Source organism: Pseudomonas sp. SMN5 (genome assembly GCF_052041925.1).
GTDB lineage: Bacteria > Pseudomonadota > Gammaproteobacteria > Pseudomonadales > Pseudomonadaceae > Aquipseudomonas.
In genome coordinates this window covers 1-15,708 of sequence record NZ_JBKGGX010000026.1, presented here as the reverse complement: position 1 = coordinate 15,708, position 15,708 = coordinate 1, and the positions used below count along the sequence as shown (strand labels likewise).

The 15,708-nt window shown below is 62.3% G+C and carries 12 protein-coding genes; 4 read left to right on the top strand and 8 right to left on the bottom strand.

All coding sequences use genetic code 11. The features are described 5' to 3' along the window. The 8 genes from ACLEJR_RS22215 to edd form a co-directional block, all read right to left on the bottom strand. Positions 1 to 846 (bottom strand): carbohydrate ABC transporter permease, encoded by an 846-nt coding sequence (locus tag ACLEJR_RS22215; RefSeq protein ID WP_003198539.1) that lies wholly within the window; start codon positions 844 to 846, stop codon positions 1 to 3. Then, complete coding sequence (locus tag ACLEJR_RS22210) at positions 839 to 1,747, bottom strand: carbohydrate ABC transporter permease (protein WP_440798025.1); 909 nt, start codon at positions 1,745 to 1,747, stop codon at positions 839 to 841. The genes ACLEJR_RS22215 and ACLEJR_RS22210 overlap by 8 nt, the downstream gene beginning before the upstream one ends. A gap of 107 nt (positions 1,748 to 1,854) precedes the next feature. Next, entirely contained in the window at positions 1,855 to 3,156 is a 1,302-nt protein-coding gene (locus tag ACLEJR_RS22205; RefSeq protein WP_440798023.1) for an ABC transporter substrate-binding protein, read from the bottom strand. Positions 3,157 to 3,272: 116 nt separating this feature from the next. Next, positions 3,273 to 4,532 (bottom strand): D-mannose isomerase, encoded by a 1,260-nt coding sequence (locus ACLEJR_RS22200; protein WP_440816526.1) that lies wholly within the window; start codon positions 4,530 to 4,532, stop codon positions 3,273 to 3,275. A 245-nt stretch (positions 4,533 to 4,777) separates the two neighbouring features. Beyond that, on the bottom strand, positions 4,778 to 6,247 hold the full coding sequence (locus tag ACLEJR_RS22195; protein WP_440816524.1) for an ATP-binding protein: 1,470 nt from the start codon (positions 6,245 to 6,247) through the stop codon (positions 4,778 to 4,780). Continuing rightward, entirely contained in the window at positions 6,237 to 6,968 is a 732-nt protein-coding gene (locus ACLEJR_RS22190) for a response regulator (RefSeq protein ID WP_440816522.1), read from the bottom strand. Before ACLEJR_RS22190 ends, ACLEJR_RS22195 begins: the two co-directional genes overlap by 11 nt. 183 nt (positions 6,969 to 7,151) lie before the next feature. Further along, positions 7,152 to 8,111: a glucokinase gene (locus ACLEJR_RS22185; protein WP_440816519.1), complete on the bottom strand. Its 960-nt coding sequence runs from the start codon at positions 8,109 to 8,111 to the stop codon at positions 7,152 to 7,154. Then, the gene (gene edd / locus ACLEJR_RS22180; RefSeq protein ID WP_440798014.1) at positions 8,108 to 9,934 is read right to left on the bottom strand and encodes a phosphogluconate dehydratase; all 1,827 of its coding nucleotides are present in this window, start codon (positions 9,932 to 9,934) and stop codon (positions 8,108 to 8,110) included. Before edd ends, ACLEJR_RS22185 begins: the two co-directional genes overlap by 4 nt. Before the next feature lie 218 nt (positions 9,935 to 10,152). Between edd and gap the strand changes: the two genes are divergently transcribed. The 4 genes from gap (at position 10,153) to ACLEJR_RS22160 (ending at position 15,655) form a co-directional block, all read left to right on the top strand. Beyond that, positions 10,153 to 11,154 carry a type I glyceraldehyde-3-phosphate dehydrogenase gene (gene gap, locus ACLEJR_RS22175; RefSeq protein ID WP_440798012.1) on the top strand — a complete coding sequence of 334 codons (1,002 nt, stop codon included), beginning with the start codon at positions 10,153 to 10,155 and terminating at the stop codon, positions 11,152 to 11,154. A gap of 203 nt (positions 11,155 to 11,357) precedes the next feature. Then, positions 11,358 to 11,876: an RNA polymerase sigma factor gene (locus ACLEJR_RS22170; protein WP_440816517.1), complete on the top strand. Its 519-nt coding sequence runs from the start codon at positions 11,358 to 11,360 to the stop codon at positions 11,874 to 11,876. Positions 11,877 to 11,984: 108 nt separating this feature from the next. Continuing rightward, positions 11,985 to 12,941 carry a FecR family protein gene (locus ACLEJR_RS22165; RefSeq protein WP_440816515.1) on the top strand — a complete coding sequence of 319 codons (957 nt, stop codon included), beginning with the start codon at positions 11,985 to 11,987 and terminating at the stop codon, positions 12,939 to 12,941. Between the two features lie 119 nt (positions 12,942 to 13,060). Then, positions 13,061 to 15,655 carry a TonB-dependent receptor gene (locus ACLEJR_RS22160; protein WP_440816512.1) on the top strand — a complete coding sequence of 865 codons (2,595 nt, stop codon included), beginning with the start codon at positions 13,061 to 13,063 and terminating at the stop codon, positions 15,653 to 15,655. Positions 15,656 to 15,708: the final 53 nt, after the last annotated feature.

The following is a 15,708-nucleotide window of genomic DNA, read 5'->3' as shown; positions in this document are numbered from 1 at the left end:
TTACCCCTTGACTGCGCCGGCCGTCAGGCCGCGCACGAAATACTTGCCTGCCACTACATAGACCAGCAGGGTCGGCAGCCCGGCGATCATCGCCGCCGCCATATCAACGTTGTATTCCTTGGCCCCGGTGCTGGTGTTGACCAGGTTGTTCAACGCCACCGTGATCGGCTGGGAATCGCCGCTGGAGAACACCACGCCGAACAGGAAGTCGTTCCAGATCTGGGTGAACTGCCAGATCAGGCAGACCATGATGATCGGTGTCGACATCGGCAGGATGATCCGCCGGAAGATGGTGAAGAACCCCGCACCGTCCAGGCGTGCAGCCTTGACCAGCGCATCGGGAATGCTCACGTAGTAGTTACGGAAGAACAGTGTGGTGAACGCCAGGCCGTAGACCACGTGCACGAACACCAGGCCGGTGGTGGTACTGGCCAGGCCCATCTTGCCGAGGGTGAACGACGCCGGCAGCAGCACGGTCTGGAACGGCAGGAAGCAGCCGAACAGCAGCAGCCCGAAGAACAACTGCGAACCGCGGAAGCGCCACATCGACAACACGTAGCCGTTCAACGCACCGATGGCGGTGGAGATCAGCACCGCCGGGACGGTAATCTTGATCGAGTTCCAGAAGTAGCCGTCCACCGTGGCCCAGGCCTTGACCCAGCCAATGCCACTGACCACGGTCGGCCAGCTCAACAGGTTGCCGGTACTGATGTCTTCCGGGGTCTTGAAGCTGGTCAACAGCATGACCACCAACGGCACCAGGTACAGCAACACGGCGAGGATCAGCACCGCGTAGATCGCGATGCGACTCAGGCTGATGGAAGGTTTGGCGGCGAGACTAGTCATGACGCTTGGTCCTCAGCTCGGAGTACAGGTAAGGCACGATGATCGCGAGAATCGCACCGAGCATCAGGATTGCGCTGGCCGAGCCCATGCCCATCTGGCCACGACTGAACGTGAAGGAGTACATGAACATCGCCGGCAGGTCGGAGGAATAACCCGGGCCACCGGCAGTCATTGCCGCCACCAGGTCGAAACTCTTGATCGCGATGTGCGCCAGGATCATCACGGCGCTGAAGAACACCGGACGCAGGCTGGGCAGCACCACCTTGAGGTAGATGCGCGGCATGCTCGCGCCGTCGATTTGTGCGGCGCGGATGATCGATTGATCGACACCCCGCAGGCCGGCCAAAAACATCGCCATGATGAAGCCCGACGCTTGCCACACCGCCGCGATCACCAGGCAGTACACCACGCGGTCCGGGTCGATCAGCCAGTCCAGGCGGAAGCCTTCCCAACCCCAGTCACGCAGCAATTTGTCCAGGCCCATGCCCGGGTTGAGCAGCCATTTCCAAGCAGTACCGGTGACGATCATCGAGAGCGCCATCGGGTACAGGTAAATGGTGCGGATGAAGCCTTCGCGGCGGATGCGCTGGTCGAGGAACACCGCCAGCAACACGCCGATCACCAGGGTGATGCCAATGAACATGCCGCCGAACACGGCGAGGTTCTTGCTCGCCACCCACCAGCGATCGTTGTCCAGCAGACGCGCATATTGCGCCAGGCCAGCCCATTTGTAGTTCGGCAAGAAGGTCGAGGTGGTGAACGACAGCACGAACGTCCACAAGATATAGCCATAGAAGCCCACCAGCACGATGAACATGCTCGGCGCCAGCACCAGTTTTGGCAGCCAGCGTTGCAGCGCATCGAACGGCGAGGCCTTGCTGAACACAGCAACAGAACTCATGGGAAGATCCAGTACAAAGATAGATTAGGGGCAGCTACAAGCCCCGAGCTGCAAGCTGCAAGCTCAAACACACCTTGCAGCTTGCAGCTTGTAGCTTGCAGCTGCTCTTATTTGGCCGACTGAACCGCCGCACCGAGTTTCTTGGCGGCATCGGCCGGGTCGGCTTTCGGGTCGTTGATGTAGTTGGTCACCACGTCAAAGAACGCACCCTGCACCGCCAGCGTGGTCGCCATGTTGTGCGCCATGCTCGGTTGCAGGCCACCGGACTTGGCGTCCGCCAGGAAGTCCTTGGCCGCGGTCTGGGCGCAGGAATCGAACCCATACTTGGCCATGTCGGCCAGCATGTCGTTGCGCACCGGAATCGAGCCTTTGTTGATGCTGAAGACTTTCTGGAAGTTCTCACCCAGCACAACCTTGGCAATGTCCTGCTGACCGGCCGAGGTGCCCTTGTCCTTCTGCTTGAATACCGCCAGGGAGTCGATGTTGTAGGTGAAGGCCTTGTCGGTGCCCGGGAAGGCGACGCACTCGTAATCCTTGCCGGCAACTTTCTTGGCCGCGGTCCATTCGCTCTTGGCCCAGTCGCCCATGATCTGCATGCCGGCCTTGCCGTTGATGACCTTGGCCGCCTCCAGGTTCCAGTCCTGGCCCTTGCCGTCGTCGTCCATGTAGGTCGCGACTTTCTTCAGCTCGGTCAGCGCCTTGACCATTTCCGGACCGGTCAGGGCCTTGTTGTCCAAATCGACCAGGGCTTTCTTGTAGCCCTCGGCGCCCATCACCGAAAGCACCACCGCTTCGAACACGGTGCTGTCCTGCCAAGGCTGACCACCATGGGCGAGCGCAATGAAGCCCGCCGCCTTCAGTTTGTCGCCAGCGGCATAGAACTCTTCGAGGGTGGTCGGGTTTTTCGTGATGCCGGCTTTCTTGAAGACTTCCGGGTTGATCCACAGCCAGTTGACGCGGTGGATGTTCACCGGCACGGCCACGTAGTCACCGTCGTACTTCACGGTGTCGGAGACTTTCTTGTCGAGCAGGCTGTCCCACTTCTCTTCCTTGGCAACGTCTTTGAGGACGTCACTGTCGAGCAGCCCGGTGGACGCCCATTCCTGGATGTCCGGGCCTTTGATCTGGGCGACGCCCGGTGGGTTGCCGGCTACGGCACGGCTCTTGAGCACGGTCATGGCAGTGGAACCGCCACCCCCTGCGACAGCACCGTCCTTCCAGGTAAAGCCATCTTTTTCTACCTGGGCCTTGAGCACATCGACCGCGGCTTTTTCGCCACCCGACGTCCACCAGTGGACGACTTCCACGGAACCTTTGGATTCGGCGGCCAGGGTGCTGACAGGGAATGCTGCGACGGGAAGCAAGGAAGCAAGAGAAATGACAGTAGCGAGGCGAGAAATCGCATTCATCTGGAATTACCTTTCTTGTTGTTATGCATGCAAGCCTGGAGCTTGCGCTGCATGGATTCTAATCAGGGGGAATCCCTTCGCAGGTAACGAAGGGACGTGCAAATGTCACGACACGGTTACACAGCTAAAGTGCCGGATAACTGCGCCAGGGCCGACGCCATGCTCGGTGCCAGGGGCAAGCGTGGAATCAGCACAGCCTGCCAGGCGTGATACAGGTCCGGCTTGCCCGGCCAGATATCGGCGCTGGGGCGGTTCTGCGGATCGAGTTCGTGTCGCCAACTGCCGTTGCAGCGATCAATGAAATACGACTCACAAAATTCCCAGAATTGCCGGTACCAGGCTTCGTAACTGGCCTCGCCGGTGCGCTTGAGCAAGGCACTGGCGGCCGCTGCGGCCTCGGCGTGGACCCAATGCAGGCGGTGGCGGACCACGGCGCGATTATCCCAGTCCAGGGTATAGACAATGCCGGGCGCACCATCGACATCCCAGCCGTGGCGGCAGTTTTGCTCGAAGAGTTTCTGCGCGTCCTGGACCAGCCAGCCCGGCGTCAGCATGCCGGCCTGGACCCGCGCCGCTTCGAGGTGCAGCAACAGCCGCGCCCATTCGAAACCGTGGCCGGGGGTGGTGCCATAGGGGCGGAAGCCGTCGGCCGGATTGTCGTGGTTGTACTCGCGCAATGGTTGCCAATGGCGGTCGAAATGCTCTACCACCAAGTAGTCGTTGGCGGCGGCGTGACCATGAATCACCCGTTCGACGATGCGCAGGGCGCGAACCAGCCAGCGCGGGTCATTGGTGGCGTCGGCCAGGGCCAGGAACGCTTCGGTGGCGTGCATGTTGCTGTTGGCGCCGCGATAGGCCTCCTCATCGCTCCAGTCGCGTGCGAAGGACTCGCGCAGTGCGCCTTCTTCTTCGCTCCAGAAATACCTGTCGATGATCCGCACCGCTTCATCCAGCAAGGCCTGGGCGCCGGGGCGCCGGGCGATGACTGCCGAGCTGGCGGCCAGGGCGACGAAGGCGTGCAGGTAGGCGGCTTTGCCGTCACCATCCTCGTGGCGCCGCGCCGTGGCAAACCAGCCGCCATGCTCGGCGTCGCGCAACGCGCCGCCGAGGGCCTGGACACCATGGTCCACCAATGCGGCAAAACCAGGCAGGCCCTGGATGTGCGCCATGGCAAAACTGTGGGTCATGCGCGCGGTGTTCATGGTCTCGGCCCGGGCATCGGGCGGCAGGCGACCCTGGTCGTCGAGGTTGCCAAAGCCGTCCGGCAGTTTCGACGCCTTGGCAAACGACAGCAATCGCAAACCTTCGGCAGCGAGCCATTGCTGGTGGGCCGGAGCGTTCAGCCAGCTGCTGAACGCCGGTTGGAAGGTGTTCATCGGGGAAGACCTTTTTGTTGTTTTGACGCGAGGGAGTCTAAACAAGGGTGGGTGGGTGGCAGGTAACGAAAGGGGCGAGTTATGTCACAAGCTTGTGACATTTGGCCCAGGAATGGTGGTGAAGCTGCTGACGCCATCGCGAGCAGGCTCGCCCCCACAGGGTTCGATGGCACGCACAAAATCTGCGAACAACTCAATCAACTGTGGGAGCGAGCCTGCTCGCGATAAACGATAACGCGGCCTGACTAATCAGCACTACGAGGCAGTTGCAGGGTCACCCGCAACCCACCCTCTCGCAGGTTCTGCAGGCTCACTTCGCCGCCATGGCTGTGAGCGATGTTGCGGGCGATGCCCAGTCCCAAGCCATACCCCTGTTGTTGCCCGGCCAGGCGAAAGTGCGGTTCGAAGACTTGCTCCAGACGCTGTTCCGGTACGCCCGGGCCTTCGTCGTCGACGTGCAGGACGAACGCGGTTTCATCGTCATCGATGTGCAGGTGAGCGTTCTGCCCGTACTTCAAGGCGTTGTCGATCAGGTTGCCGATGCAGCGCTTGAGGGCCAGCGGCTTGCCGGGATACGGCGCCAGCGCCCTACCATCCAGCGTCACCCGGCCGTTGCCGTTGGGCGCCAGGTACGGTTCGATCAGGCATTCGAGTACATGGTTGAGGTCTACCGGCTCGATGTTTTCATGGATGTCGGTGTCCTTGACGCATTGCAGCGCGCCCTTGACCAACAGTTCCAGCTCGTCCAGGTCGCGGCCGAACTTGGCCTGCAGGTTCTCATCCTCCAACAGCTCGACGCGCAACCGCAGCCGCGTGATCGGCGTGCGCAAATCATGGGAAATCGCACTGAACAACTGGCTGCGTTCAGTCAGGTAGCGGCTGATGCGTTCGCGCATGGCATTGAACGCTCGCCCCACTTCCACCACTTCACTGCCGCCGCCCTCGGCCACCGGTTCGACTTCGGCGCCCAGGGACATATCCCGCGCCACGCGGGCCAGACGTTTGAGAGGCCGGCTCTGCCAATGCACCAGCAAACCGATGAACAGCAACAGCAGGCTACTGGTGAGTACGATGAAGCCGACCTGCTGCTTGGGCAGGTCCTGTTCTTCAAGACTGGTGTAGGGCTCGGGCAGCAACGAGGCGATGTACAGCCATTCGCCGGGCGCCATCTGGATCTGCGTCACCAACACCGGCGGGTTCACCGGTTCCAGCGTCAAGGCGTAGTGCGCCCAGGAACGCGGCAGTTCGTCGAGCTTCAGCCCGCCGTTGAAGATCCGCAGGTCCTCGGGACTGACGAACTTCACCGAGATGTCGGCGTTGTTGCCCAGGGAGCGGCGCAACACCTCGTCCACCGCCTGGAGCACGGCCAGCTTGCGCGGCGTCACCGGCAACACGTCCATGCCCAGGGGTTTGTCGTTGAGGGTGACGACAAATCGCGTGCCGCCCATGCTGCGCAATTGATCCAGCACCAGCGGCCGATACGCCACCGGCAACGAACGCAGGTAACTGACGCTGGCCGTCATCGAATGGGCCAGGCTACGGGCGGCGGTAACCAGGCCTTCGAGCTGGGTGGCGCGCAGTTGCGAGACCCAGATCACGCTGGACAGGGTCTGGGCGAAAAGCACCACCAGCAAGGTCAGCAACAGCATCCGTCCGAGCAGCGAGCGCGGCACCGGGACCCGCCGTGCTATTTTCCTGATCCAGTCAGCGCCCATTGCTGGCAACCACGGTGGCCGCCAGTTGATAACCGCTGCCGCGCACAGTGCGAATCAGCCGCGGTGGCTTCTCAGTGTCGCGCAGACGCTGGCGCAGGCGACTCACTGCCATGTCGACGATCCGGTCCAGGGGCATCAGTTCACGACCGCGGGTGGCGTTGCCGATGGTGTCGCGGTCAAGGATTTCCTGGGGATGATCGAGGAACAGCTTGAGCAAGGCAAAGTCTGCGCCGGAGAGAATCACCTCCTCACCGTCGGCGTGAAACAGTCGATGGCTGACCATGTCCAGGCGCCATTCGTCAAAGGCCAGGACTTCACCGCCGGAGCGTTCCTGGCCGAATTGCGCCCGACGCAGCAAGGCCTTGATCCGCGCTTGCAGCTCACGCGGGCTGAAAGGCTTGCCCAGGTAATCATCGGCCCCCAGCTCCAGGCCGATCACTCGGTCGGCTTCGTCGGAACTGGCGGTGAGCATGATGATCGGCACATGGGCCTGGCGCGGGTGCTGGCGAACCCAGCGACACAGGCTGAAGCCATCCTCGTCCGGCAGCATCACATCGAGAATCACCAGGTCGCTCGGCGCATCGTTCAGCGCCTGGCGAAACCCGGCGCCATCCGGCGTAGTGCGCACTTGGAAACCCGCGCGACTGAGGTAGGTGTCCAGCAGCTCGCGAATCTCCTGATCGTCGTCGACCAACAAAATCGATTTGTTCACTGAACTCACGGGGCCTCGTCCTTGCTGGTTTGGATTGGCGGATTATGCCTGATGGACGGGATCTATAAACACACCACAAACCCTGTGGGAGCGAGCCTGCTCGCGATAGCGGCGTAACAGTCAACCTCAATGGCGACTGATACTCCGTCATCGCGAGCAGGCTCGCTCCCACAGGGCGACTACTTTCAACCTTCAAACGGCGGACGACTGCTCCAACGCCACCCCAGCCCCCATCAAGCCTGAGTAGGGCGCCGTTACCAACCACACCGGAATGCCCTTGAAATAATCGCTCATGCAGCCTTTGTCAGCGAAGCACCGGGCAAAACCGCTCTCGAGGAAAAAATCAGCGAAACGCGGGATCACCCCACCGACGATGTAGACACCGCCGCGCCCGCCCACCGTCAGCACGTTATTGCCGGCCACGCGGCCCAGCCAGCGGCAGAACTGTTCGAGCACTTCCAGGGCGATCGGGTCGCCGGCGAGGCCCGCAGCGGTGATCGATTCCGGCGTGTCGAGCACGGGTTCATGGCCGTCCACCGCGCAAATCGCCCGGTACACTCGTGGCAAACCGCTGCCGCTCAAGGCGGTCTCGGCGCTGACATGGCCGATCTCGTTGTAGATGTGTTGCCAGAGCTGGGTTTCACGCGGGCTGCTCATCGGCAGGTCGACGTGGCCGCCCTCCCCCGGCAGCGCGGCGAACCGGCCTTCGCCCAGATCCAGCAGTGTACCGACGCCGAGCCCTGTGCCAGGGCCGATTACCACCGCCGGGCGCATCGGCTCCGGGGTGCCCTCGCATACGACCCGGTATTCATCGGGACGCAAACGGGTCATGCCCAGGGCCATCGCCGAGAAGTCGTTGACCAGCAACAGCTTCTCCACCTGCAAGGTCTCGCAGAACGCCAGGTTGCTCAGGCGCCAGTGATTATTGGTGAAGCGGAACACATCGCCACCCACCGGACCGGCCACCGACAGGCACACCGAACCGATCGCGCCCGGCCCCATGCCCATGCCGCTCAAGTACACCTTGATGGCATCTTCGGGACAGGCGTAATCCGCCGTCGCCAGCACCTGGATGTTTTCCAGGTTGTGATTCTTCCACAGCGCGAAGCGTGCGTTGGTCCCACCGATGTCACCGACCAAAGCCAGTTTCAATTAAGCGTCTCCAGGGCAGAAGTGAAGGCGCTGGCGCCCTGCTCCGCCGAGCTGAAAGCCATGCGCATGAAACCGAACAGCTCGCGACCGGTGCCGATGTTGTTACCCAACAGGCCCCTGGCCGGCTCGCGCGCGGCGAATTCTTCGGCGTCCACCTTCAGTTCCAGGGTGCCTTTGACGCCGTCGACGCGGATGATATCGCCCTCCTGCACCCGGGCCAACGCACCACCGACATAAGCTTCTGGGCTGACGTGGATCGCCGCCGGGATTTTCCCCGACGCGCCGGACATGCGCCCGTCGGTCACCAGCGCCACTTTGAAGCCGCGATCCTGCAACGAGCCGAGGAACGGCGTCATCTTGTGCAGCTCCGGCATGCCGTTGGAGCGCGGCCCCTGGAAGCGCATCACCGCAACGAAATCCTTCTCCAACAGGCCAGCCTTGAACGCATCGGCCAGGTCCTGTTGGTCCTGGAACACCATGGCCGGCGCTTCGACGATCTGGTTTTCCAGAGCGACCGCGGAGACTTTCATCACGCCGCGCCCCAGGTTGCCTTCCATCACCCGCAGCCCGCCTTCCGGCGAAAACGCCCGGGCCACCGGACGCAGGATGTTCTCGTCGAGGCTTTCGATCGGGCCGTCGCGCCACACCAGCTTGCCATCTTCCAGGAACGGCTCCTGGGTGTAGCGGCTCAGGCCGTGACCGAGCACGGTGTTGACGTTCTCGTGGAGCAGGCCGGCTTCCAGCAGTTCGCGGATCAGGAACGACATGCCACCCGCCGCCTGGAAGTGGTTAATGTCGGCCTTGCCGTTCGGGTAGACGTGGCTCAGGGTCGGCACCACCTCGGAGAGGTCGGCCATGTCCTGCCAGGTCAGCTGGATACCGGCCGCCATGGCGATGGCCGGCATGTGCAAGGTGTGGTTGGTGGAGCCGCCGGTGGCGTGCAGCGCGACGATGGAATTGACCAGCGCACGCTCGTCGACGATTTCGCCGATGGGCATGAAGTTGCCGCTCTGCTTGGTCATGCGCGTGACCTGGAACGCCGCTTCGCGGGTCAGGGCATCGCGCAGCGGGGTGTTCGGATTGACGAACGAGGCGCCCGGCAAATGCAGGCCCATCACTTCCATCAGCAGCTGGTTGGTGTTGGCGGTGCCGTAGAAGGTACAGGTACCGGGGCTGTGGTAGGACTTCATCTCCGATTCCAGCAGCTCCTCGCGGGTCGCCTTGCCTTCGGCATAGCGCTGGCGCACATCGGCTTTTTCCTTGTTGGAAATACCCGAGACCATCGGCCCGCCGGGCACGAAGATCGTCGGCAAGTGACCGAAGCGCAGCGCGCCCATCATCAGGCCCGGGACGATCTTGTCGCAGATGCCGAGCATCAGCGCGCCGTCGAACATGTTGTGCGACAGCGCCACCGCCGTGGACATCGCGATCACTTCGCGGCTCGGCAGGCTCAGTTCCATCCCCGCCTCGCCCTGGGTCACGCCATCGCACATGGCCGGCGTGCCACCGGCGAACTGGCCGACCGAGCCGATCTCGCGCAGGGCTTTCTTGATCTGTTCCGGAAAGGTTTCGTAGGGCTGGTGGGCCGAGAGCATGTCGTTATAGGACGAAACGATGGCGATGTTGGCGGCGTTCATCATCCGCAGATGATGCTTGTCTTCCGTGCCGCAACCGGCCACGCCATGGGCAAAGTTGGCGCACTGCAATTTGCCGCGCATCGGCCCGTCGCTGGCTGCACCGCGAATCAATGCAAGGTAAGCCTGACGCGTGGCGCGGCTGCGGGCGATAAGCCGTTCGGTGACCTCAAGTACGCGGGGATGCATGTGTAGAACTCCAGGCTAACGGGTGTGGCGACCTGATTGTCTATGCTGGTCAAAAGCCCCCGGCGCCTCAGGCGACGGACGGTTTTTGACCACTCGGACCAGTTGATTCAGGTCACTCGTTGTAGATAAAACAAAATATTGCCATCAAAAAGGCTTGTTTTCTATTTTTATGCGAATAATCTTGTAATTCCAACAACAAATCGATGGCGGCGCAGTTAATGACTCTTCGAATCGCAATCAATGGTTTTGGCCGCATCGGCCGCAACGTCCTCCGCGCACTGTATACCCAAGGCTATCGTCGCGACTTGCAGATCGTCGCCATCAACGACCTGGGCGACAGTGCAATCAACGCTCACCTGCTCAAGTTCGACACCGTCCACGGCACTTTTGATGCAGATGTGCAGCACGATCACGAAAGCTTGACGGTCAATGGCGACCGCATTTCGGTCAGCGCCATCCGCAATCCGGCCGAGCTGCCCTGGGCTGCGGAAAAAATCGACGTGGTGTTCGAATGCACCGGTCTGTTCACCGACCGGGCCAAGGCCGCCGCTCACATCAGTGCCGGCGCGCGCAAAGTCATCATCTCGGCCCCGGCCAAGGGCGCCGATGCCACCGTGGTGTACGGCGTGAACCACGACATCCTGCGCCAGTCCCACCAGATCATTTCCAACGCCTCGTGCACCACCAACTGCCTGGCCCCGGTGGCCCAGGTGCTGCACCGCGAGCTGGGCATCGAAAGCGGCCTGATGACCACTATCCATGCCTACACCAACGACCAGAACCTGACCGACGTCTACCACAGCGACCCGTACCGCGCCCGCTCGGCAACGCAGAACATGATCCCGAGCAAGACCGGCGCCGCCGAAGCGGTGGGCCTGGTGCTCCCCGAACTGGCGGGCAAGCTGACCGGCATGGCCGTACGCGTGCCGGTGATCAACGTGTCGCTGGTCGACCTCACTGTGCAACTCAAGCGCGAGGCGTCGGCCGAGGAAGTCAACGAACTGCTGCGCCATGCCAGCCAGCATTCGAAGATCCTCGGCTACAACACGCTGCCGCTGGTCTCCAGCGACTTCAACCACAACCCGCTGTCGTCGATCTTCGACGCCAACCACACCAAGTCCAGCGGCAAGCTGCTCAAGGTGTTGGCCTGGTATGACAACGAGTGGGGCTTCTCCAACCGCATGCTGGATAACTGCCTGGCGTTGTGTAACGCCGAGTGACCCGACACGGTTGTTGAGCCCTCATTGTGGGAGCGAGCCTGCTCGCGATTACGCCTGATCAGTCAGCCCAAGGTTGACTGCCACGCTGCAATCGCGAGCAGGCTCGCTCCCACAGGTTGATTTTTAGCGCTTACAAATCCAGGCTTGACCCATTCAGCAGATGACAATCATTATCATCTACTCGAACCGGACCAGGCCCTACCGTGAGTCAATCGCGCTTTCACCACGTCTTCCTCGCCCAGCGCACGCCCCTGCTGCGCACCCTTGAGCAGATGGTCAACAACCGCAGCACCGCCGAAGACCTGCTCCAGGAAACCTACCTGCGCGTAAGCCGCGCTTTGGGTGAAAGACCCGTCGAGCATCTCGAACCATTTGTCTTCCAGACCGCCCGCAACCTGGCGCGCGATCATTTGCGCGCGCGGCGTATCCAATCCCGGACGTTGCTGGAGGATGTGCCCCAGGAAGTGGTCCACAACGTGGCCGTCTCCCAGAGCAGCGCCGAGGATGCGGTCCATGCCGGGCAATTGCTCGAACGCCTGAATGTCAGCCTGCAAACGCTGAGTGCGCGCCAGCAGCAGATTTTCATCCTCAATCGCTTGCACGGTCACGGTTACCAGGCCATCGCCGAACGCCTGGGCGTGTCGTTGAGTACCGTGCAAAAGGAACTGAAGCTGATCATGGCGATCTGTGTGGGCGTGGCCCAAGGCCTCGAAGGTGACTGAACCCACGGGATTGCTCCCGCCAATTGCGTTGACGGGTGACCCTGCTAATCTTGGTCGCCCTCGAGCCTGATTCGAAACAGCCGTGCACAGACACAGCGAGGAACCACTGTGACGGACAACCACCACGCCCCCGGGCCGACGCCGGACGCCGCCCACGCTATGGAGCAGGCACTGGACTGGCTGATCCTGCTGGAAAGCCCCAGCGGGGAGCAGACCCGGCAATTTGAAGCCTGGCTGGCGGCCGATCCGCGCCATGGCGAAGCCTTCGCCCGCGCCCAGGCGATCTGGAACGGTCCGCAGGTGCTGGAAAGCGCCCGCCAGCTGGAGGCCAGGCCCAAGGTCACCGCGTGGTCACGCTTGCGGTCCCACTGGAAACCTCTGGCAACGGCAGCGGTATTGCTGTTGGGCCTGTTCAATTTCAGCGACCTGCCGCTGCAATTGCGGGCCGACCACTTGACCATCGTCGGTGAACGCCAGCGCCTGCAACTGGAAGACGGTTCCAGGGTCCTGCTCAACACCGACTCGGCGTTCTCCAGTACCTTCAACGAACGGCGCCACGTGGCCCGCCTTTACAGGGGCGAAGCATTTTTCGAAGTGCCGGCCAGCCGTAGCCTGCCTCTGGAAATCGACGCCGGCCCGGTCACGGCCAGCGTCAGCGATACCACGTTTGCCATGCGTTACCTCGACGGCGTGACCCAGGTCCAGGTCCAGCGTGGCGATGTGGACCTGCGCGCCACCCGCAACGACAGCCATGTGCGCCTGTCCGCCGGCGAAAGCATCCGCATCGGCCCCAACGGCTTCGATCGTCCGACCCACCTGGACGCCGCCACTGAGCTGGCCTGGGTGCAGGGCCGGCTGGTATTCGAGAACCAGCCGCTGGGCAGGGTGCTGGCCGAGCTGCGGCGCTATTACCCCGGCTGGATCATCAACAACAACCCACAACTGGCCAGCGTCGCGGTGACCGGTAACTATCGCCTCGACCAACCCTTGGATGCAGTCCGATCCCTGGCCCACATCACTCGCGCGCGGCTTCAGGAATTCCCGGCGCTGGTGATTTTGAACTAAATGAGAATTATTTTTACTCGATAGGCTTCGCTGGTTCGTCTCGTTATAGCCAATGCAATTGATTCTCATCCATTGATGAAAATCTGCACCTATAACAGATGCGACACGGAGCGCTATCGATGTCCTCTCGCCTTACCTGCCGGTTCCTTGCCCCGTCCTGCACGCTGTCCCTGCTGACAGCTGCGATTCTGCTGGCCGGCACGGCCCCTCATGTCCTTGCCGCCGACAACGCTCAGCCTGCTGCACGCAACATGGGCGACTACAACTTTTCCATCGCCCGGCAACCCCTGGTGTCGGCGCTCAACGCTTTCACGGTCGTCACCGGCTGGCAGGTCGGCCTGCCGGCGGAACTGGCCGAGGGCGTCGCGTCACCAGGGGTCAATGGCTCGCTGCCACCTGAGAAAGCCCTGGAACGCCTGTTGGTGGGGACTGACCTGAGCTACCGCAAGCTGGGCGGCAATAGCGTCGTCCTGGAAAAGCGCAGCTCCGCCGGTGTGATGAGCCTGCCACAAACGACCATCAGCGCCACCCGCCAGGCCCAGGACATCACCGAAGTACCGAGCACCGTCACGGTCCATGAGCGCCAGGCACTGGACCGCAACAACGTCAACACCCTCAAGGACCTGGTGCGCTATGAGCCCGGCGTCTCGGTGGGGGGCGCCGGCCAGCGCGGCGGCATCAGCGGCTATAACATCCGCGGCATCGACGGTAACCGGATCCTCACCCAGATCGATGGCGTGGAAGTACCGGGTGGATTCTTCAACGGCCCCTACGCCAAAACCCAGCGCAACTACGTCGACCCGGAAATCATCAAGCGCGTGGAAATCCTTCGCGGCCCGGCCTCGGTGTTGTACGGCAGCAACGCCATCGGCGGCGCGGTCAGCTACTTCACCCTGGATCCGGACGACATCATCAAGCCGGGCCAGGACGTCGGCGCCCGCCTGAAGAGCGGCTACAGCTCAGCCGATGAGAGCTGGCTCAAGTCCGCCACCGTCGCCGGCCGCAGCGGGGCGCTGGACGGCCTGTTGCATTACAGCCAGCGCGACGGCCACGAAACCCAATCCTATGGCAGCCACAACGGCATCGGCCTGGACCGCACCGCCGCCAACCCTGAAGACGTGCGCGCCAACAACGTGCTGGCCAAACTGGGGTGGAACTACAGCGATGACGCGCGCCTGGGCCTGGTCTACGAAAAGTACAAGGACGACCGCGACGTCGATCTGAAAAGCGCCTATGGCGGCCCCTATGCCAACGGTCGCCCGACGATCCCCACCTCGGTGCTGCCCGGTGGCATGTATCAGTGGCGCACCGGCAACGACACCGTCACCCGCGAGCGTTTCGGCCTGGAGCACAGCTTCGCCCTCGACAGCCTGCTGGCCGATCACGTGAAATGGAGCCTCAATCATCAGGTCGCCAAGACCGACCAGAGCACCGCCGAGTTCTACTTCCCGATTACCCGCCGGGTCCTGCGCACCCGCGAGACGCTCTACGAAGAAAAACAGTGGGTCTTCGACGCGCAACTGGACAAGGCTTTCAGCATGGCCGGCACCGATCACGCGCTGACCTACGGCACCACGATCAAACAACAGAAAGTCACTGGCTCACGCAGCGGCAACGGCGTGTGCCTGGCGATTGGCCGCGGCTGTAGCGCTGTCGGCGCCATCAGCCCGACTGACGTGCTGGCCAAAGCCAGCGACTTCCCGGACCCGACCATCAATACCTACAGCCTGTTCGCCCAGGACCAGATCAGTTGGCAAAAATGGACCTTCATCCCGGGCCTGCGCTACGACTACACCCGCCTCAAGCCCCATCTGACCGAGGCATTCCTCAACACCGTCGACCCGACCCAGGCCGGTGAAGTCAGCGACCAGGACAAGACCTGGCATCGAGTCTCGCCCAAGTTCGGCCTGACCTACGCCCTGACCGATGAGTACACTTGGTACGGCCAGTACGCCGAAGGTTTCCGTACGCCGACCGCCAAGGCGCTCTACGGTCGTTTCGATAACCCTGGCACCGGCTACAGCGTGGAACCCAACCCCGATCTGGAACCGGAAAAAAGCAAAGGCTACGAGACCGGCCTGCGTGGCCGTTTCGATCATGGCTCGTTCGACATGGCGGTCTTCTACAACCAGTACCGCGACTTCATCAACGAAGACGCGATCACCCCCGGCGCCGATCAACTGACCTTCCAGAGCAACAACATCAAGCACGCCACCATCAAGGGCGCCGAGGTCCGGGGGCGTCTCGACCTGGACCTGTTCGGCGCGCCGCAGGGCCTGTACACCCAAGGCTCGGTGGCCTACGCCTACGGGCGCAACAACGACACCGGCGAACCACTCAACAGCGTCAACCCGCTGACCGGCGTGTTCGGCCTGGGCTACGACCAGGACGATTACGGCACCCTGCTCAGCTGGACCCTGGTCAAGAAAAAGGACCGTGTGGACGACAGCAACTTCAACTCGCCCGATGGCGTCAGCCGCCAGTTCAAGACCCCAGGCTTCGGCATTCTCGACCTGACCGGATTCTACAAAGTGACCAACGACATCACCGTCAGCGGCGGCCTCTACAACCTCACCGACAAGAAGTACTGGCGATGGGATGACGTGCGCGGCTACGACAGCGTGGGCGAAGCCGCCGTGATCAGCCCCGCCAACCTCGACCGCCTGACCGCGCCGGGGCGCAACTTCGCGGTCAATCTGGTTTGGGATATCTGAGGGACGCGCTCGTTAACTTTTGTGGGGGGGGGGGGTGTTCCCCCCCCCCCAAA